Here is a 19242-nt window from a genome sequence, read left to right as displayed (position 1 = left end):
AATAGTTAGCCTTAAAGAATTTTTAAAAAGTAAAAAGTGTCTAAACTTTTGGAACACCTCAAGTCCTTCGAATATAATTAATTTCATTTTATGCTCCTTTTTAAAAAATTGGGTATAAAAAAAGACTCTCGTGATGAGAGTCTTAGTTAAAATTTATTTTGTTTAATTTTCTTAAAATGTTGCTATCCTAAAAATTAATATTAAGCAAACACCTGTAAAAAAATAAAATCAATTATTTTATTTATAAAATGAGAGATATAAAATGTACAAAATAAGTGTAAAAATAAAGAAGAAATATGTGATGACAAAATATAAAAAATAATACAAAATGACAAAGATTTAAAAAACAAAGATAATATTTTTATTAATAATTTCATATTTTTTTCCTTTCAAGAAAATTGGATATAAAAAAAAGACCTTCGATTTGAAGGTCTTAGTTGTATTTTATTTTGCTTAATTGTTTTAAATAAGTTGTTTGTGATAATTCTTTTTTTGTTTTGTGTAGTAATTCTAAATATTTTTTACCATCTACAATCATTTTATTAATGAAGTTATTGTTTTGTTAAAGTTCTGACCATAATAGTGCTAAACATAACTTAAATAAATTCTCTCCTTATCCTCAAAAAGATTTTAATGCCTTTTTACAAAAAACAGAACATTTATTATAAAATAATAAAGATGCCTTAGATGAAATAGCCCGTAAATTATTAATTAAAAAAACTTTATCTCAAAAAGATTTAGATGAAATTACTAAAAAATATCCTTTAAAAAAAGTTACAATAAATAAGATTTATAATTTTCTAATAATAAAATGTTTGAAATAAAAAAGCCCTTTTGTTGAAGGGCTTCCTTTTTGAGTTATTATAATATTTTTGCACTTTTTACAACTAATATAAAAGTCAATATTTTTGAATAATCAAGTATTTTTAGTAGCTCAAATTAACAAATTACTAAAAATTGCCTTTTTCAAATTACAAAACAACAAAAAAATAAAAAAAAGTTAGCAAAAAATAACATAATATTAAAAAAAATGCTAAAATAAAATAGTAAGTATAATTTTTTTTAGTTTTGTCATCTTTTATTTTGGTTGTTAAAGCCCTATTTCACTAAGCTTTTAATTTTAAAAGTTTACTTTCATTTGTAAAGTTTGATTTAAAAAATAAAAAAATTAAAGCCATAAATTGTGCCATCCAACAAATACAGAAATAAAAGTTATCCAAAAAAATATTGGGAGGAAAAATATTATCAAAATTTTAGCCATCAATTAAACAACTATTTATAATAAATCAAATAATAATTTGAAATATTTTTTACAAAAAACTTATTATTTGCATTTTCATTTATTTGCTATCTATGCTATCTACACTTTTTACTAATTTTACCAAAAATATTTATTTCTTAATTCAAAAATAACTTTTTGACAATATTAACAATATTAAAATTAAAAAAGCTAAAATTAAAAAAATAAATTAAAAAAGAAAGAATGGAAAAAGGTTTTTTAAATGAGCAACTATATCAACAAATTGCGCCAAAAAATTGGGAAAGACCCTTTATTTTCTCCTGGGGCTTCCGTTATTGTTTATGAAAATAATAAATATTTATTGCAATTCCGCAAAGATTTTAATGTTTGGGGACTTCATGGTGGAGCAATGGAATTAGGAGAAACTGGAGCTGATGTTTGCGTAAGAGAACTAGAAGAAGAAACAGGTCTTAAAGCTTTAGAAATTCATCCCTTTCGTACCTATTGTGGAAAACATTTTGTTATCAATTATCCTAACGGAGATGTTGTCTATCCAGTTGTTATGGCTTTTGTAGTAACTAAAACACAAGGAAAATTAAGCCCACAAGATGATGAAGTTGCTGAACTAAAATGGTTTGATGAGGCCTCTTTGCCAATAGATGCTATGATGGAAATTGACAAAACCTTTTTAAAAGATTTTTTACAACACAAAAACCAAACCCAACCTCAAACATACAAAACTAAATTTTGTTAGGCAAAATGTCTTTGCTAAGAAAAAAATTAAAATATATTCCAAATTATTACATTCAAAATAATTATAAATTGAAATAATTATAAATTGAAATAATTATTAATGCAAATTATTAAAAAATTCTCTAGGTAGCATTTATTGTTCAAATTTTTAAAGCAATTTTTAAAAACACAAAATAAATTGTTTTAACTAAAAAAAGACTATCTAATTGCGGTAGTCTTTTTTTCATTTTTTCCTCGCGCGCTTTTTGCTTTTTTTCACCACCACCATCAAATCCGCAAATAAAGCCACAAACAGCAAAAAATAATTAAATGATGTCAACAAACCACTAAATATATGTTAAAATAAATAATAATGGGATTGCAAATAAGGGCTTTTGCTACCCAAAATACCACCCCAATTATTTTCATTTTTCCCTCCAATTACTTTGGTTTCCCCCTAAAATTGTTAATTTTTGTTTTTTCACTCAGGTTTTTGATAAAAATTAACATTATTTTATTTTCATTTTTTAATATTGAACCAAAGTAAGAATTATTGAAATACGAACCAACAACCCGCAATTACAAATTCAAAAACTAAAAAATATAAAGGATTTAAACGATTATGTTAAATTTTTTAAAAAAAATATTTAATTCTTCCAAAAAAGCTTTAAGAAAAGCTAGAACCATAGCTAATAAAGTACAAAATTTAGAAGCCCAAATGGCTTTATTAGATGACAAAGATTTTGCCACAAAAACCGCAGAATTAAAAAAACTCTTTCAAGAAGGAAAAACCCTTAACCAACTGCTGCCCGAAGCCTATGCTCTTGCCAAAGAAGCTACCAAAAGAGTAACAGGACTTACTCCTTATTACGTTCAAATTTTGGGCGCTGTAATTTTGCATCAAGGAAATATTTCTGAGATGAAAACTGGGGAAGGAAAAACCCTTACTGCCATCATGCCTGCTTATCTTAACGCTTTAAGTGGTAACCCTGTTCACATTGTTACAGTCAATGAATACCTAGCTAAAAGAGAATTTGAAGGTAGCATCGGTGATGTTTTTCGCTTTTTGGGAATGACAGTAGGACTTAATACCAAAGACAAAGACCACGCACAAAAACAACAAGCCTATTTATGTGATATTCTCTACACTACTAACAGTGAATTAGGGTTTGATTATTTAAGAGACAACATGGAAATTGAAGCTTCCAATTTGGTAATGAAACGCCCTTACAGTTATGCTATTGTTGATGAAGTAGACTCTATTTTAATTGATGAGGCAAGAACGCCTTTAATTATTTCCCAAAGTGTCAAAGAAACTAAGAATTTATACAAAGAAGCACAACGTTTTGTTCGCACCCTTAAAAATAGACATTATCTTATTGAATTAGAAACTAAAACAATTGAACTTACCGAAGAAGGAATTACCAAAGCTGAAAACTTTTTCCAAATTGATAATTTATACAACGTAGAACACGCCTCTTTGCTCCACCATGTCAAAAACGCCCTTAAAGCAGCTTTTACGATGCACAAAGACAAAGATTACTTAGTTGATTACAAAGATGGACAAGTTCTAATTATTGATCAATTTACTGGACGTGCTTTGCCAGGACGCCAATTTAGCGACGGTCTTCACCAAGCATTAGAAGCCAAAGAAGGAGTATTAATTAAAGAAGAAACTTCCATTGGAGCTACTATTACTTATCAAAATTTTTTCCGTCTTTATCACAAATTATCAGGGATGACAGGAACTGCCAAAACCGAAGAAGATGAATTTAGAGACATTTATAACATGGAAGTTATCGAAATTCCTACCAATGTTCCTATGATAAGAATTGACGATCCCGATTTTATTTTTGTTTCTTTAAAAGAAAAATACGACGCTTTAATTGAAGAAATAACTTCTCGCCACAAAAAAAGACAACCCATTTTAATTGGGACAACTACAGTAGAAGTTTCTGAAATTATTTCTAAAAAATTAAAAAAACATTCCATTAAACACGAAATTCTAAATGCCAAAAACCACTCTAAAGAAGCAGACATCATTGCTAAGGCAGGACTTAAAAATGCAGTTACTATTGCTACTAATATGGCAGGACGTGGAACTGATATTCGTTTAGGCGAAGGGGTTAAAGAATTAGGCGGACTTGCTGTTTTAGGTACTGAAAGACACGAATCACGAAGAATTGATAACCAATTAAGAGGACGTGCTGGACGTCAAGGCGACCCTGGTTATTCACGTTTTTTTATTTCTAGCGAAGATGAACTTGCCCAAAGATTTGGTGGCACTAGAATAGAAAAAATTATTTCTTTGCTCCAAAAAATAAGCGATTCCGAAACTAAAACTTCATCTAAAATGGTGACTAAATTTTTTACCAAAATACAAAAAAAAGTAGAATCTTCCAATTTTGACTATCGTAAATACCTCTTAAAATATGATGATATTTTACGTATTCAAAGAGAAATTATCTATAACCAAAGAAAAGAAATTCTAGTTAGCAATAGAGTAGAACAAATCGTTCAAGATTTAATGCAAAAGACCCTTAATAAAGCTATTTTGCCACATTTTACTAACAACCCTACCCAATGTCAAACCCAAACTTTAATTACTTTTTTAGAAAATAAATTTTTCCCTAAACAAACCTTTGATTTAGAAGAAGTACAAGAATTATGCAATAACCCTAAAACAAACTCCCTTGATTCTTTTCAACAACATTTATTGCAAAAAGTAAAAGCCACTTTACAATCTCAAAAAGATTTTTTTGAAAAAGACCCTTCTAAATCTCAATATTTTGCAAAAGGTCTTAAATGGATTACATTAAAAATAATTGATAATTACTACCAACGCCACATCAATGACATGAGTTCTTTAAGACAAGGAATTGGATTTGTAAGTTACGGACAACAAGATTCTTTTATTGAATATCAAAAAGAAGGACAAGTTTTATTCAATAACATGATTGCAAAAATTGCAAACGACATTACTGCTACTATTTTAAAGTTTTCTTTCGCAGATAGTTTTAAAACGCCTCCCAAACAAAAAGTTTTTTTAAACAATGATTCAAGCGATGATGAATCTTCTAAAAAAAGAAGAACTAGAAAAGTAAGAACTTCTAAAAAACCTTGGAATTAATTTGTGGAAAAATACGAAATTAATCAAATTTTACAAAACTTGCATCAAAACCTTCAAGATTTAAAACAAGCCCTTGATTTAAAAAAAACCAATCAAACAATTGAAAAATTAAATTGCGCCATGCAAAAAGAAGATTTTTGGCAAGACCCCCAAAAAGCTGTTACAATAAGCCAACAATTCAACGACTTGCAAGACAAAAAAACTACTTTAGAAACTTTAGAACAAAATTATTTGGATCTAGAAACTTTATTTAATTTAAATGAAAGCCCAAATGAAACTTCTGCTTTATTAGAAGAAGAATTAAAAAACCTTACTAAAGCCGTTTTTGATTTCAAAATTAAAATTTTTTTGAATCAACCTTATGATATTAACAATGCTATTTTATTATTCCATCCAGGAGCAGGAGGTACTGAATCGCAAGATTGGTGCGAAATGCTTTTCCGTATGTATCAAAAATATGCTCAAAAAAAGAATTTTAAAACCGAAATTCTTGATTATCAACCAGGTGAAGGAGCAGGAATCAAATCAGCTACCTTATTAATTAAAGGAACTTATGCTTATGGTTATCTAAAAGCTGAAAAAGGAGTTCATCGTTTGGTAAGAATTTCTCCTTTTGATGCTAATTCCAAAAGACATACTTCTTTTGTAGCTTGCGATGTTTTGCCAGAAATTAATGAAGAAATCAAAATTAATTTAAAAACAGAAGATCTTAAAATCGATGTTTTTAGAAGTAGTGGTGCAGGCGGACAACACGTAAATACTACTGATTCAGCAGTAAGAATAACTCATTTGCCAACAGGATTAGTAGTGGGTTGTCAAAATGAACGTAGTCAGATCAAAAACAAAGAAAAAGCTTTGCAAATGCTAAAAACCAAGTTATTTCAATTAGCATCAAAACAACAAAAAGAAGAAAATGCTAAAAAATTTCAAAGCGACCAAAAAGAAAATGGTTGGGGTTCTCAAATTAGAAGCTATGTTTTTCATCCTTACAAAATGGTTAAAGATCACCGCACTAATCAAGAAATTTTTCAATTAGAACAAGTAATGGATGGAAACATCGACGAATTTATCAATGGATATTTAACCAAAATACCTATTAGTTCTCCTCATGAATAAAAAATAAAAATACAAAGTTAATTATTTTTTTAATCAATAACCAATATAAAAAAAATAATTATAGGAAAAGCCAAGATAAAAAGGCATTTCAAAGAATAAATAATTTCCCAAAGTATTTGTTTTGGGTTTTCTTTTTGTCTTGTCTTAGAACAATTTTAATATTTTATTTTTTTAAAGCAACAAAGAACACTATTTTTCATTAAAATCACTCCCTTTATTATTTATTGTTTTTGATTTTTAAACATTTTTTAATGTACTGAAATGTCTTTCACCTTAATTAAAATCTTCAAAAGATTTTATTTTTTAAGAATTCATCAAAAAACATTTTTCTCATCTTTTTTATCAAAAACACTTGACAATTCAGTTATTTTATGTGATAATATTTAGGATGAACTTTTTAATTTACGATTAAACGATTAATAAAAAAATAGAAAGTGGGTTTTTATTATGGCAATAAAAATGCGTTTACAACGTTTCGGAGTGCATAAAAGACCTTTTTACAGAGTAGTTGCAAGCGAATCTAAAAATGCTAGAGATGGTAAATTTTTAGAAATTTTAGGAACTTATGACACTATTTTAGATATTGTTGAATTAGACCACAACAAAGTACAAAAATGGTTATCCAATGGCGCTCAACCAACTAAAACAGTCAAAAAAGTATTTAAAAAAAGTAAATTTGTTGCAAAAACTAACACTAAAGTTGAAAAATAATTTTTTTCTCAATTTCAAAAATAAATGAAAGCGCCTTTAACGGTTAAAAACTAAATTTTATGATTATTGAAATTATCACTATTTTTCCGCTTTTTTTTAAAAGTTTTTGTGAAACTTCCATTATTAAAAGAGCTTTAGAACAAAAAAAAGTTCAAATAAAACTTCATGATTTAAGAACTTATAGCAAAAATAAACATAATCAAGTAGATGATAGCGTTTATGGAGGAGGAGTTGGAATGTTGCTTTCTTTCCCTCCTTTTTTTGATTGTCTACAAAAAATAAAAACTCCCCAAAGCAAAGTTATTTTATTATCTCCTCAAGGACAAATTTTTAATCAAATACATGCCACTAATTTTGCTCAAAAAGAAACTCATTTAATTATTTTATGCGGTAATTATGAAGGGGTTGATGCAAGAATATTGCAATATATTGATGCAGAAATTTCCATAGGTGATTATGTTTTGACAGGAGGAGAAATCGCTGCTACTGTTTTGGTTGATGCAATTACAAGACTGCTTCCAGAAGTTATCAAAGAACAATCTTATCTTGAAGATTCCCATCAACAAGGTTTGCTTAAATATCCTCAATACACCCGCCCGCAAAGTTATTTGAATCACGAAGTGCCTGCTGTTTTGTTATCTGGAAACCATGCCAAAATAAGATGTTGGCGCCAAAAAGAAAGCTTGAAGGCAACTTTACAAAAAAGACCTGATCTTTTGGAAAATAAAAAATTAACTTTAGAACAAACCAAACTTTTAACAGAAATTAAACAAGAATTACAAAAATAATTCAAGAATTATTTATTTGAATTCAACAAAGGAGCAAAATTATGTCTCAATTAAAAGGACAAAATTTAATAGAATCAGTTAACCAGCACCAACTTAAAGATGTCCCTTTTTTCAAACCTGGTGATACAGTTAAAGTATTTATCAAAATTGATGAAGGAAACCGCAAAAGGGTTCAAATTTTTGAAGGTTTAGTTATTAAACGCCAAGGAAGATTAGTTACAGAAACTTTTACTGTAAGAAAAATATTTGCTGGTGTAGGAATTGAATTAACTTTCCCAGTACATTCCCCTACTAACGAGAAAATAGAAGTAGTTCGTCGTGGTATTGTTCGTCGCGCCAAATTGCATTATGTTCGCAACCTTTCTTCTAAAGCTTCTCGTATTAAAGAACAAAGATAAATTGTTTTTTTGTTTAAAGAAATACATTTTTTTATAATAAAAAACTTTTAATAACATTTTTTAAATATATTTTTCCCCCTTTTTTTAATAAACAAAATTTAGAAAATTATTAAAAACAACCCTATTTTAATGATTTTTCTCAAAACCAAGAAAATTATTTCTAAAAATAAAATAGGAGCCCAAAATGTCTTTTTATGAAGAATTAAAATGGCGTAATTTAATTAAAGATTGTAGTAACGAAACACAAGTTAAAGAATTATTAGACAACAACCAAGTTAAGTTTTACTGTGGGTTTGATCCTACTTCTCATTCTTTAACAGTGGGTCATTTAGTTCAAATAACAATGATTTTATTAATGCAAAGACAAGGACATCTACCCGTTATTTTAGTAGGTGGGGCTACAGGTTTAATAGGAGATCCCAAAGAAACTGAAGAAAGAAAATTATTATCTTTAGAAAATTCATTGCAAAATGCTAAAAGTATTGAATGTCAACTTAAAAACATATTGTTAAACAAACAAGTAGAATTTGTTAATAATTATCAATGGCTTTCTCAAATAGATATCATTTCTTTCCTCAGAAACTACGGAAAACTTTTTAACATTAACTATATGCTTTCCAAACACGCAGTAGCCAAAAGACTTGCTTCTGGCATCTCTTTTACTGAATTTTCTTATATGATTTTACAATCTTTAGATTTTCATCATTTATACAAAAATCATAAAGTTAGATTACAATTAGGCGGTTCTGATCAGTGGGGAAATATCACAAGCGGACTAGAACTCATCAGAAAATTAGAAAAAAAATCCGATGCACTAGGAATTAGCACTCCTCTTTTGTTAAATTCAGATGGAACGAAATTTGGCAAAAGCGAAAAAGGGGTTTTATGGGTAAATCCTTCAATGACTTCCCCTTATGAAATTTATCAATATTTTTTAAATGTTTCTGATAAAGAAGTAATCAATTATCTAAAAATGCTTACTTTAATTCCCAAGCAAGAAATTTTGGAATTAGAAAAAAACACCTTGGAAAACCCCCAACAAAGATTAGCTCAAAAAGCTCTTACCCAAAACATTATTACTTTAATTCATTCCTCAGATATTTTGCAAGAATGTATAAAAACTAACCAAATTTTATTTTCTAATGCTAAAAAAGAATCTTTCCAAGAAAAAGATTTTATTTTATTGCAAAAAACTTTGTTTTGTCATTCCACAAAAGAAGATATTTTATTAGTTGATGCTTTAGTTCAAACAAAACTGGCAACTTCTAAAAGTGAAGCTCGTGAATTTATCAAAGACAACACTATTAAATTATTTAATCAAAAAATCAAATCCCTTGATTTTGCAATAACCAAAAAAAACACTTTATTTGATAAATATGTCCTTTTGAAAAAAGGCAAAAAAAACAACGCTTTAATAGTCTTTTAATTATTAATAACTTTTTATTTATTTTATTAATTCATTTATGAAAAAATATGTCTTAACAAATTAAGAGGTTTCCAAAATGCAAAATAATCCTTTTCGATGTCTTTTCCCAATTTTCAAAACCAACCCCAAGATTGTTTACTTTGATAATGCTGCTACTTCTTTAAAACCTCAAAAAGTAATAGATGAATTGACTAGATTTTATAACACAAATGGACTCAATACCAAATCTTTTGGCGTTTTGTCTCATCAAAACACTTTACTAATGAACGAAACAAGAATTAAAACAGCTAATTTTATTAATTCCAAACCAGAAGAAATTATTTTTACTAAAGGAACTACTGATTCTTTAAATATATTAGCTCAAAGCTTAGGAGAAACCCTTCAAGAAGGTGACGAAATTATTACATCAGAATTAGAACATAATTCTTCCGTGCTTCCTTGGTTTAAACAAGCCAAACTAAAAAAAGCAAAATTAATTTTTGTTCCCCTAAACGAACAGAATCAAATAACTGTAGAAAATTTTGCTAAGGTTTTAACAAACAAAACTAAAATAGTTGTTTTAACTCATGTTTCTAATTTACTAGGGTACGAAACTCCCATTAAAGAAATAACAACTTTAGCTCACAAAAAAAACGCTTTAGTTATTTTAGATTCTGCCCAATCATCAAGTCACCTACCCATAGATGTTAAATTTTTAGATGTAGATTTTTTAGCATTTTCATCCCACAAATTATACGGTCCTTTTGGAATAGGGATTTTGTTTGGCAAAAATCATTTATTAGAACAATTACAACCTCCTTCATTTGGAGGAACTTCCATTAAAGAATTTTCTTTAAAACATTTTTTACTCAACGAAGGTCCTAATAAATTTGAATCAGGAACTCCTAATATTTCAGGAATTCTTGCTTTTAAAAAAGCTTTGGAATTTGTTGAAGAAATTGGTTTTGAAAACATCCAAAAACATGAAAAAAAGATTTATCAAAATATAATGAAAGAATTAAAACAAATTCCTAAAATCACAATTTATAATCCTCAAGCTTTTTCTAATATCATTACTTTTAACTTTAATCAAATTCATGCCCATGATGCAGAAGCTTTTTTAGCTCAGGAAAATATTTATGTAAGAACTGGTAGATGTTGTGCTTTTTTAGCTACTCAAAAACTAAAACAAACAAGTATAATTAGAGTTTCTATAGGCATTCACAACAATCAAGAAGACATTGATATTTTAATTAAAAACTTAAAAAAAACGCAAACTTTTTTCTCCAAATTTAATAAATAACTCAAGGCATTAAAATGTTAGAAATAAATAAATTATATCGTGATTTAATCATTAAACATTATCAAGAACCTCAAAATTGGGGACTTTCCCAAGACCCTGATTTTATAAACATAACTAATAAAAATGTTTCTTGTGGTGATTCTATTTCATTACAAATCAAAATCTCAAATCAAAAATTAATAGATATTAAATACGAAACTCAAGCTTGTGCTATTTGTCGCGCTTCAGCAAGTTTGATGTCTATACATCTTAAGAATCTAGAAATTCAACAAACATTAGAAAAAATAAATCATTTTTTAGCTATGATTAATAATCAAATATATGATGAAACTCAACTTGACAAAGAATTACTATTATTTAAACATTTTATTAATTTTCCTGGAAGAGTCGCTTGTATAAGCCTTCCTTGGAAAGCTTTACAACAAGTAATTAAAGCACACAATAAAAAAAGTTATTAAATAAAAAAGACAACCCTAAAAAGGTTGTCTTTTTTATTTATAAATATTATACATCAAAACCTTGAAATACCTAATTTTTTTCGTACCTGTTGGATTTTTTTCTCTGCAATCAAGGAAGCTTTTTGGGCTCCTTTATTTAAAATATCATCCAATTTTGCACTATTAATTAATTGATAAAATTTTTGTTGCAAAGGTACAACAAAATTAATTATTTCTTCACCGACTTTATTTTTTAACTCTTTATAATTACTTTTTTGAAAAAGTTTTTCACTTTCAAAAATACTAATTTGCTTTAAAGAAGCATAAATGGTTAAAAGATTAGAAATTCCAGGTTTATTTTCTGGATCATATTTAATTATTTTTTGGGAATCTGTAACAGTTTGGGTAATTTTACTTTTAATTATTTGAGGATCATCCAAAAGTAAAATATAGCTTTTAGGATTTTCCGTATCACTTTTACTCATTTTTTTCAAAGGGTTTTGCAAAGATTTTATTTTCGAACCCAAAGGATTAAAAAAAGGTTCCGGAACAACAAAAGTATTGCCATATAAATTGTTAAATCTTGTAGCCAAGTTTTTAGTTAATTCTAAATGTTGTTTTTGATCTTTGCCAATAGGCACTAAATTTGCATCATAAATCAAAATATCAGCTGCCATCAATGTGGGGTAAGTAAATAAAGAAGTCCTTATTCCTTCTGCATTAATTTTGCTTTTTTCCTTATATTGAATCATTCTTTGTAGTTCAGAAAAATAAGAATTGCATTCCAAGAGATAACCCAAATAAGTATGTTGTGTTACTTCAGATTGAACAAACAAATTTATTTTTTCAGGATCAAGCCCTGTTGCCAAATAAAGAGCTGCTATTTTTTTGATTTGTTGTTTTAGTGTTTGGGGTTCTTGATAAAAAGTAAGGGCGTGCAAGTCAGCTATAAAAAGATAAAAATCAAAATTTTTTAAGTTTTGTTGCAAATATAGCAAAGGTTTTAAAACCCCAATATAATTTCCTAAAGTAAGATCGCCCGTTGGTTTGATCCCTGACACTAATCTTTTATTTGGTATCAATTTTATCACCTCCTTTTTTATTTTTTGCAAAATGATTTATTATAGCAAAATCATCTTTAATATTTTTGTGGATTTAACCAAATTTATTTATTATTTGTTTTTTTAATTTCATTCATCTTCTAAAGAATCTAAAAGGTTTTCTTGTTTTGCTTTGGCTAAAATGGTTTTATTAATTTTAGAACGAGTGGCAAAATCATCTTTAGTAAATGGTTTTTCTTGGCGCGCCTCTACAATTTTATTAGCAGCAATCAAACCTAGACCATCAAGCGAAAGCAGTGGCATCCTTAAAAAACCACCATCTTCTATTTTTAAAACACTAACATCTGATTTATTAAAATCAACAGTTAAAAATTTAAAACCACGATGTACCATTTCTTCGGCAATTTTTAAAGTATTTATTAAAGCATCTTCTTTGGCTTTGATTTTTTTACTTTTTTTCAATTCTGCAAGCTTATTTAATTTTTCTTTAATAATTTTTATATCGTTACTAATCATGGTTTGGTGGTCGAATTGTTCTGTTCTTTTAGAAAAATAACCACTATAAAAAGCTAATGGTGCATGCATTTTAAACCACGCAATCCTCAAAGCCATAATAACATAAGCAGTGGCATGCGCTTTAGGGAATAAATATTTAATTTTAGCAGCAGAATCAATATACCAAGCTTCTACTTTGTCTTTTATTTCTTGTTTGTATTTGTTCCATGTTTGAAAATCATCTTGGGGTTTGCCTTTACGGATAAATTCCATAATATCAAAAGCTTTTAAAGGATCAAGCCCTTTTTCTTGTAGTTGTAACATAATATCATCACGACAACCAATTATATCATCAAAAGAAATTGTTTTATTTTTGTATTTTTCAAATTCGCCTGTTTTGTTGATAGCATCTCTGGCGTTTTGGTTCCAAACATCAGTTCCATGTGAAAGTCCTGAGATTTTTACTAAAGCAGCAAAATTAATTTTAATTGCTTGTTTTTGTGAATTTTTTTTAGCGGTTGTTAAATCTTTTAACATTTGTTTGACAAAAATAGTTCCAAATTCAGGAATACCCAAAGAATCAATAGTGATTTTATTTCCTGGATTTACAGAAGAATCAATTTTGAATTCGTTGGAAAACAATTTATAAACTTCGGGATCATCTACAGGAATATCTTGGGCTCTTGTGAAAGGGAAAATTCTTCGATTTTCTTTAACATAATCCATCAAAAATTTAATCATCATAGGATCATCATGTCCTAAAATGTCTAATTTAAAAAGATTTTGCTCAAAGGAATGATAATCAAAATGAGTGGTTTTCCAATTGGTGTCATTAGCTGGATATTGGACAGGAGTTACTTCATAAATACTGCGATCGGGCGGCACAACAACAATTCCTCCTGGATGCTGGCCATTAGAACGTTTAACTCCTTCGATTTTGTTGGCAATTTGGGCTACTTTTTGTTTGCGCCATTGTTTTTGTTTTTCTTCTACAAAACCCATCGTATAGCCATAAGCGTTTCTTTGGGCAACAGTCTGGATGGTTCCTGCTCTAAAAGCGTGTTTTTCTCCTAATAATTCTTTAATGTAATTGTGGGCTTGGCTTTGGTAATCACCTGCAAAATTTAGATCAATATCAGGAGTTTTGTTGCCTTCAAAGCCTAGAAAAGTTTCAAAAGGAATGTCATGACCGTCTTTTTTGAACTGAGTGTCGCATTTGGGACAAGGCATGTTTGGCAAATCGTATCCCGAAAAAACCTTATCAAGTTCTTTGTGGTATTTTTCTTCTTCTGAGTTGTAATATTGTTCTTTTTCTTGTGGTTTTAATTGGACAATAGTGTAGTTGCATTTTGGACAATAATAATGTGGTTTTAACGGATTTACTTCGGTAATTTCTAACATAGTTGCTACTAAAGAAGAACCAATCGAACCACGTGAGCCTACTAAATAACCTTTTTCCAAAGAATTTTTAACTAATAAATGTGATAAATAATAAACAGGAGCAATATTTTGATTAGATTTTTCGTTTTTTGTCTCTCCGATAATACTTTTTAACTCTTGATCTAATCTTTCTTTAATTAAAGGGTGGGGAGTTGCGCCGTACATTTGTTTAACTTTTGTATCAACCAAACGCTTAATTTCTTCTTTGATGCTTGGTATTTGTAAGTTGGCTTTGAAAGCGTCGTCTTTGAAAGAAAATAGTTCCGAAGAAAAAGCTTTGATTTTTTCAATTTTGGAATTAAGCAAATGAGTATTTTCAATTACAATTTCATAAATTAATTTTTCATCTTGTAAAAAGGCAAATGCATCTATCATTTCTTGGGTGGTTAAAAGGTGATTTTCTGGCAAGTTTTTATTTTCGTATCTAGATAATTTGTGTAAGCCGCCTCCTACCATTTTGGCACTAATATAAATTTCGCGATAATCTTTTTCCCAAGGATGAATATAATGAACGTCCCCAGTGGCAATTACTATTTTTGCTTGTTTTTGGGATTCTTTTATGATGGTTTTGAGAGTAGTTTCAATGATTTGAAGCCCGTTTTTGCCTAAATCATGAATTAAATGTTTATAAGCTTGGGGAGGTTGCACTTCGATGTAATCGTAAAAAGAAATAGCTTTTTTCAATTTGGAAATGTTTTGATTGAGAGCTATTTCAAAAATATTGCTATTCATGCAACCACTACCCACTAAAAGACCTTGTCTTAAATTAGCTAAATTAGATTTTAAAACACGAGGGCTTTTGTTAAAATCCTTAGTTAAAGCGTTGCTTAAAAGTTCAAAAAGATTGCGATAACCGGTTTGATTAGCCACTAAAATATTGATGTGATAAGGTCTTTCGTATTTGGGATCGATTTTTTCTTGTAAGTCAAAAAAAGTAATTACTTGTTCGTCTTTGGGATCTTTGGTTGGATCTGCCAATTGATCAATCATTTTGATAAAAATTTCTGCTGTGGCAGTGGCATCCGCAAGTGCACGGTGATGGTCTTCTAATTTGACTTTGAAAAAAGTTGCCAATCTTTTTAAAGAAAAATATTTTAAAAGATTACTGAAATAACGTTGAGACAACGCCATGGTATCAATAATGGGTTGTGGTTCCAAAGATATTTTGAGTTCTTTTGCTTTTTCTTTTAAAAAATTAATATCAAAAGAAGCGTTGTGAGCCACTAAAACACAGTCTTTGGCAAAAGCTAAAAATTGTGGTAAAACTTGGTCAATTGTTTGTTGTCCTTGAAGCATTTCATCCGTAATATTGGTAATATCGGTGATAGTTTTGGTTAATTTTTGTTGCGGGTCGATAAATTTTTGAAACTCTCCTATTTTGTTTCCTTTTTTAATTTTTACTCCAGCGATTTCAATAATTTTGTCACGAACATTAGATAATCCAGTAGTTTCCAAGTCAAAAACCACATAAGTAGCTTCTTTTAAAACAAAATCTTTTTCTAAATTATCTTCTTTTTGATTGGTGATATAAATAGGTTTTTCTTCAATAAAATCAACTTCCACTCCATAAATAGGTTTGATTTTTTTATTTTTGGCATGTTCGTTAATTTCAGGGTAAGCATAAATGCCGTCATGATCCGTAAAAGCAATCGCTTCGTGTCCCCATGATTCTGCTATTTGTAAATATTCTTTGGCACTGTTAATGGCGTCTAAATTAGACATTTTAGTGTGAGTGTGAAATTCAATTCTTTTTTTGCCTTGAAAACCCAAGTCTTGGCGGATTAATGAAGGCGAAATTGAATCTGATTCTAGGTTTTCGTATTGTGTCATCATTAAATGAACATCGTCCCAAGCACTATAATTAATTCGAGCTGTGATTCTAAATAATTGTCCAGTTTGGTAATTGGCTTTTAAAAATTGTTCTTTTTCATCTTTGGACACTTTTTTTTGAATTAAAATAGCATCTTTATTTTCGATAGAAAAATCATTGTCGTTTTCTTCTATAACAAATTTTAAATAAGAATACTGAAAATTAGCTTCTTTGATAGGATGAGCCAAAAAACCTTCAACAATTACATAAGTATTGGGATTTTGACGGTTGAATTCTTCCAGCTCTTGTTTATTTTTAGGAAGATCTTTTATTTTTGTATCTTTAGTTGTCATTTTAGAATTGCTATTATAAGCTCCTTTATTATGATTATATGCTTTTGCTTGGGGTGTTGTTTTTGCTTGTTTTGTTTGATCGGTTTGAGAAGTTGGATTTGATTTGTTATTTGGATTTTTTTCTTGATTTTGTTCGTTGGAGTTGGTTTGATGATTCGGATTTTGTTGCAATTCTTTGATTTCAATATTTGTGGATTTTTTTCTATTGATATCAATTTTTCTATCTGTTGATAAGATAAATTCATTTTTAAAACCATAAAATTTAGAAAAAAAATCTTGAAGAAGTCCCATTTTTTTATTTAAACATTTAAATGCATTAGGATTTACAAAAATGATAAATTTTCCGTTTTGAAAATTTACTTGGTGATTTTGAATTGCAAAATAATCTAAATCATGATATTTTTTTATTAAACTGGCTTGGGTTATAATATAATTAAAATAACTTTCTGCCAAAGATTCTAGATAATCCCAATTTTCAAAATCGATGTGGTATTCAATTTGGGGCAAATTAGGCTTGGTTTGCGCTTGGTTTTTCCATAAAATAGTTAATTCTTGGAGTAATTGTTCTAAAAAAAATGCTAAATCACAAACTAAAGGTAAATGTTTAAATGTGATTTGTAAAACCCATTTTGGGCTTTTTTGGCAAACTGATATTTTTTTTACTTGAGGATTTTGAAAATATTTTTTGCAAAAACCTTTTTGTTCGATAAATTTTTTAAATGAATGAGTAGACACAATAAATACCACCTAATAGTTGATTGGGAAAAGAGGCAAGAAAGAGGCAAGAAATCAAAATTGTTGTTTCAAATCGTTTTTTAAAAAATAAAACAAATAAAAAAACACATGAAATTCATGCAATTTTTTATTTGTTATTTCTTTTCATAGATGCAATTATAAATAAAAATAAATTAATGGTACTGATGGTCGGACTCGAACCGACATGAGTATTGCTCGCTTGATTTTGAGTCAAGTGCGTCTACCATTCCGCCACATCAGCTTTTTGTTTTAAATGATAAAAATATCATACTTATATATTATATCAGTTTTATTTTGATTTTTGTTTTTTTTCCTCAAAATCATAAACCAAAATAATATTTACATGCCCGCCACCCAAAAAAAGACCACATTAGCTAATGGCCTTTTATCAGGTTTCGGTGTTAAAACTTTGAAAAATTATTTATTTATGAAGGATATTTTTAGTAAATATTTTTGTTTAATAAATTAGTAATAACAATGATACTTAAGTAAAAACCAGTTATCATAGCAAAAGGCAAGATCGGATTAAAAGTCACTCCAGTATTATTTTTAGCTACTAAAGTTAACTCAGAGACGCCTATCATAGCAAAAAAAGAACTATCTTTAATGTTTGTGATGAATTGTTGGATAATAAAAGGCACTGATCTTTTCAAAGCTTGGGGAAAAACAATAGAGAAAAAACTTGTCTTTGGCTCATTCCCAAACTCAATGCCGCTTCAATTTGTCCTTTATCTAAAAATTTGATATTCTGCATTAAAATTACATTAATGTTTGCTAAAGAATTAAGACTCAAAACCAAAAGTCCTGCATTAAGAGAAGTAATAACACCTTTATTACAAAGGTTTCCAATGCCATAATAAACAAGCATTGCTTGGTCTGCTGTTGGCATCGTTTTTAAAATGAAAAATAAAATATCAAAGATCCAACTTATTCCTTTGCTAATTTTTAATATATAAGGATTATTGGATTGGGCATTTTTCATTAAGGTGCATAAAATAGCTAATAAAAAGCCTAAAAAAAGACCATCAATAGCCAAAATTAAAGTAGTTTTAAGTCCTTCTTTATAAGATGGAAAAGTTTTTCTAATTTGTGACCAAGTATTATTTTTTGCTAGATTAATTGTTTCTTGATGGTTTTCAAAAATATCGTCTACCCATTTTTTGGTTATTTTTTATATGTTTGTAATTTGTTTTTTTGTTTTTGCAATTTCATTTATTAAGTTTTGTTTTTCATTATCACTTAAAATTGATTTATTTTGTTCTAATGGATTTGTAAGTTCCTTAAGTTTTGCTTTTAGTGTTTCAATATCTGTTATTTTTCCTAATTGTTCTATTTGTTTTGTTGTTATTTTTATTTCTTCATTTTCATGTGTAATTTGTGTTTCTGGATTTGCTAATCTTTCTAATTTTTTTCCAAGCTATTAAGTTTATTTTTTAAATCTATAATATCTAGGAATTTGCCTTCTTCTTGTTTTACTAATCCCAATTCCAATAATACGGTATTTATCTTTTCTTGTAAATTTGGTATTCTTCTATCTTTATCATTTTTTTTAGGCAAAAACATTCCCAAACCTTGAGGGCAAGCAGAATGACTTAAATTTTTGGAATTCATGTTAAAAAAAGCTAAATTATTATCTGAGGCACAAGCCCATCTAGCCATAAAACTATCTATTACAAAAATATCGGATTTCTTTTGTGAAACATCCTGAAAGCATGCAGGAGGACTACTTAATTCGTTGTTTTTTTTAACAAGTGGCTGTGATTCTTGCATATTTGTTTGCGCTACTATTTTTTTAATTACTGGGATTGCAGCAGTATTTTGGAATGTTACAAATTGAATTGGTTCGTTTGGAGTTGCTATTTTTTTTAATTCATCGCAAAAACCTTCAAAATTTATTTCTTCTTTTTGGATTAAACCTTCAAATCTTTTGTCATTCCTTCTTACTATCATGCTAGTTTGGGCTTGGATATAATGAGGTGTTCCAAAAGTTTAGACACTTTTTACTTTTTAAAAATTCTTTAAGGCTAACTATTAAGTTAGTCTTTTTTTGTTTCAAGACTAAAAAAT

Annotated in this window: 14 protein-coding genes, 1 tRNA gene and 1 pseudogene; 9 read left to right on the top strand and 7 right to left on the bottom strand. The window is 28.4% G+C overall.

The genetic code is table 11. The features are described from left to right. Nucleotides 1-433: 433 nt before the first annotated feature. Nucleotides 434-562: pseudogene (locus QN326_RS02805) on the bottom strand (endonuclease); the annotation flags it as partial. A 940-nt stretch (nucleotides 563-1502) separates the two neighbouring features. On the opposite strand from QN326_RS02805, the gene QN326_RS02800 reads away from it, so the two are divergent. The 9 genes from QN326_RS02800 to sufU all read left to right on the top strand — a co-directional run bounded on the left by QN326_RS02800 (nucleotide 1503) and on the right by sufU (nucleotide 11281). Next, nucleotides 1503-1994, top strand: a complete 492-nt coding sequence (locus tag QN326_RS02800; RefSeq protein ID WP_342386433.1) for an NUDIX hydrolase — start codon at nucleotides 1503-1505, stop codon at nucleotides 1992-1994. Nucleotides 1995-2594: 600 nt separating this feature from the next. Further along, the gene (secA, locus tag QN326_RS02795) at nucleotides 2595-5102 is read left to right on the top strand and encodes a preprotein translocase subunit SecA (protein WP_342386432.1); all 2508 of its coding nucleotides are present in this window, start codon (nucleotides 2595-2597) and stop codon (nucleotides 5100-5102) included. A 3-nt stretch (nucleotides 5103-5105) separates the two neighbouring features. Then, the gene (gene prfB, locus QN326_RS02790) at nucleotides 5106-6218 is read left to right on the top strand and encodes a peptide chain release factor 2 (protein WP_034171982.1); all 1113 of its coding nucleotides are present in this window, start codon (nucleotides 5106-5108) and stop codon (nucleotides 6216-6218) included. Nucleotides 6219-6665: 447 nt separating this feature from the next. Beyond that, the gene (gene rpsP / locus QN326_RS02785) at nucleotides 6666-6929 is read left to right on the top strand and encodes a 30S ribosomal protein S16 (RefSeq protein ID WP_011160823.1); all 264 of its coding nucleotides are present in this window, start codon (nucleotides 6666-6668) and stop codon (nucleotides 6927-6929) included. A 59-nt stretch (nucleotides 6930-6988) separates the two neighbouring features. After that, entirely contained in the window at nucleotides 6989-7717 is a 729-nt protein-coding gene (gene trmD / locus QN326_RS02780) for a tRNA (guanosine(37)-N1)-methyltransferase TrmD (RefSeq protein ID WP_071345634.1), read from the top strand. A 41-nt stretch (nucleotides 7718-7758) separates the two neighbouring features. Beyond that, nucleotides 7759-8115 (top strand): 50S ribosomal protein L19, encoded by a 357-nt coding sequence (gene rplS, locus QN326_RS02775; RefSeq protein ID WP_011160821.1) that lies wholly within the window; start codon nucleotides 7759-7761, stop codon nucleotides 8113-8115. A gap of 184 nt (nucleotides 8116-8299) precedes the next feature. Beyond that, a complete protein-coding gene (tyrS, locus tag QN326_RS02770; protein WP_011160820.1) occupies nucleotides 8300-9541 on the top strand; it encodes a tyrosine--tRNA ligase in 1242 nt (413 codons plus the stop codon). A 76-nt stretch (nucleotides 9542-9617) separates the two neighbouring features. After that, a complete protein-coding gene (locus QN326_RS02765; RefSeq protein WP_342386431.1) occupies nucleotides 9618-10823 on the top strand; it encodes an aminotransferase class V-fold PLP-dependent enzyme in 1206 nt (401 codons plus the stop codon). Nucleotides 10824-10837: 14 nt separating this feature from the next. Continuing rightward, nucleotides 10838-11281 carry a Fe-S cluster assembly sulfur transfer protein SufU gene (gene sufU / locus QN326_RS02760; protein WP_011160818.1) on the top strand — a complete coding sequence of 148 codons (444 nt, stop codon included), beginning with the start codon at nucleotides 10838-10840 and terminating at the stop codon, nucleotides 11279-11281. 53 nt (nucleotides 11282-11334) lie between these two features. Here the strand turns inward: sufU and trpS are convergent, their stop codons facing one another. The 6 genes from trpS to QN326_RS02730 form a co-directional block, all read right to left on the bottom strand. After that, nucleotides 11335-12339: a tryptophan--tRNA ligase gene (trpS, locus tag QN326_RS02755; protein ID WP_342386785.1), complete on the bottom strand. Its 1005-nt coding sequence runs from the start codon at nucleotides 12337-12339 to the stop codon at nucleotides 11335-11337. A gap of 111 nt (nucleotides 12340-12450) precedes the next feature. Continuing rightward, a complete protein-coding gene (locus QN326_RS02750) occupies nucleotides 12451-17166 on the bottom strand; it encodes a PolC-type DNA polymerase III (RefSeq protein WP_425323425.1) in 4716 nt (1571 codons plus the stop codon). A 165-nt stretch (nucleotides 17167-17331) separates the two neighbouring features. Beyond that, nucleotides 17332-17416 (bottom strand) — tRNA-Leu (locus tag QN326_RS02745). Between the two features lie 199 nt (nucleotides 17417-17615). Beyond that, nucleotides 17616-17828 carry a hypothetical protein gene (locus QN326_RS02740; protein WP_052177947.1) on the bottom strand — a complete coding sequence of 71 codons (213 nt, stop codon included), beginning with the start codon at nucleotides 17826-17828 and terminating at the stop codon, nucleotides 17616-17618. Next, nucleotides 17825-18211 carry an ABC transporter permease subunit gene (locus tag QN326_RS02735; protein WP_052177948.1) on the bottom strand — a complete coding sequence of 129 codons (387 nt, stop codon included), beginning with the start codon at nucleotides 18209-18211 and terminating at the stop codon, nucleotides 17825-17827. Before QN326_RS02735 ends, QN326_RS02740 begins: the two co-directional genes overlap by 4 nt. 365 nt (nucleotides 18212-18576) lie before the next feature. Further along, a complete protein-coding gene (locus QN326_RS02730; RefSeq protein WP_342386429.1) occupies nucleotides 18577-19125 on the bottom strand; it encodes a hypothetical protein in 549 nt (182 codons plus the stop codon). Nucleotides 19126-19242: the final 117 nt, after the last annotated feature.

The organism is Candidatus Phytoplasma asteris, assembly GCF_038505995.1.
GTDB lineage: Bacteria > Bacillota_I > Bacilli_A > Acholeplasmatales > Acholeplasmataceae > Phytoplasma > Phytoplasma asteris.
Note: the sequence above shows the minus strand (reverse complement) of the source record. Positions and strands in the feature narration are given on the sequence as shown.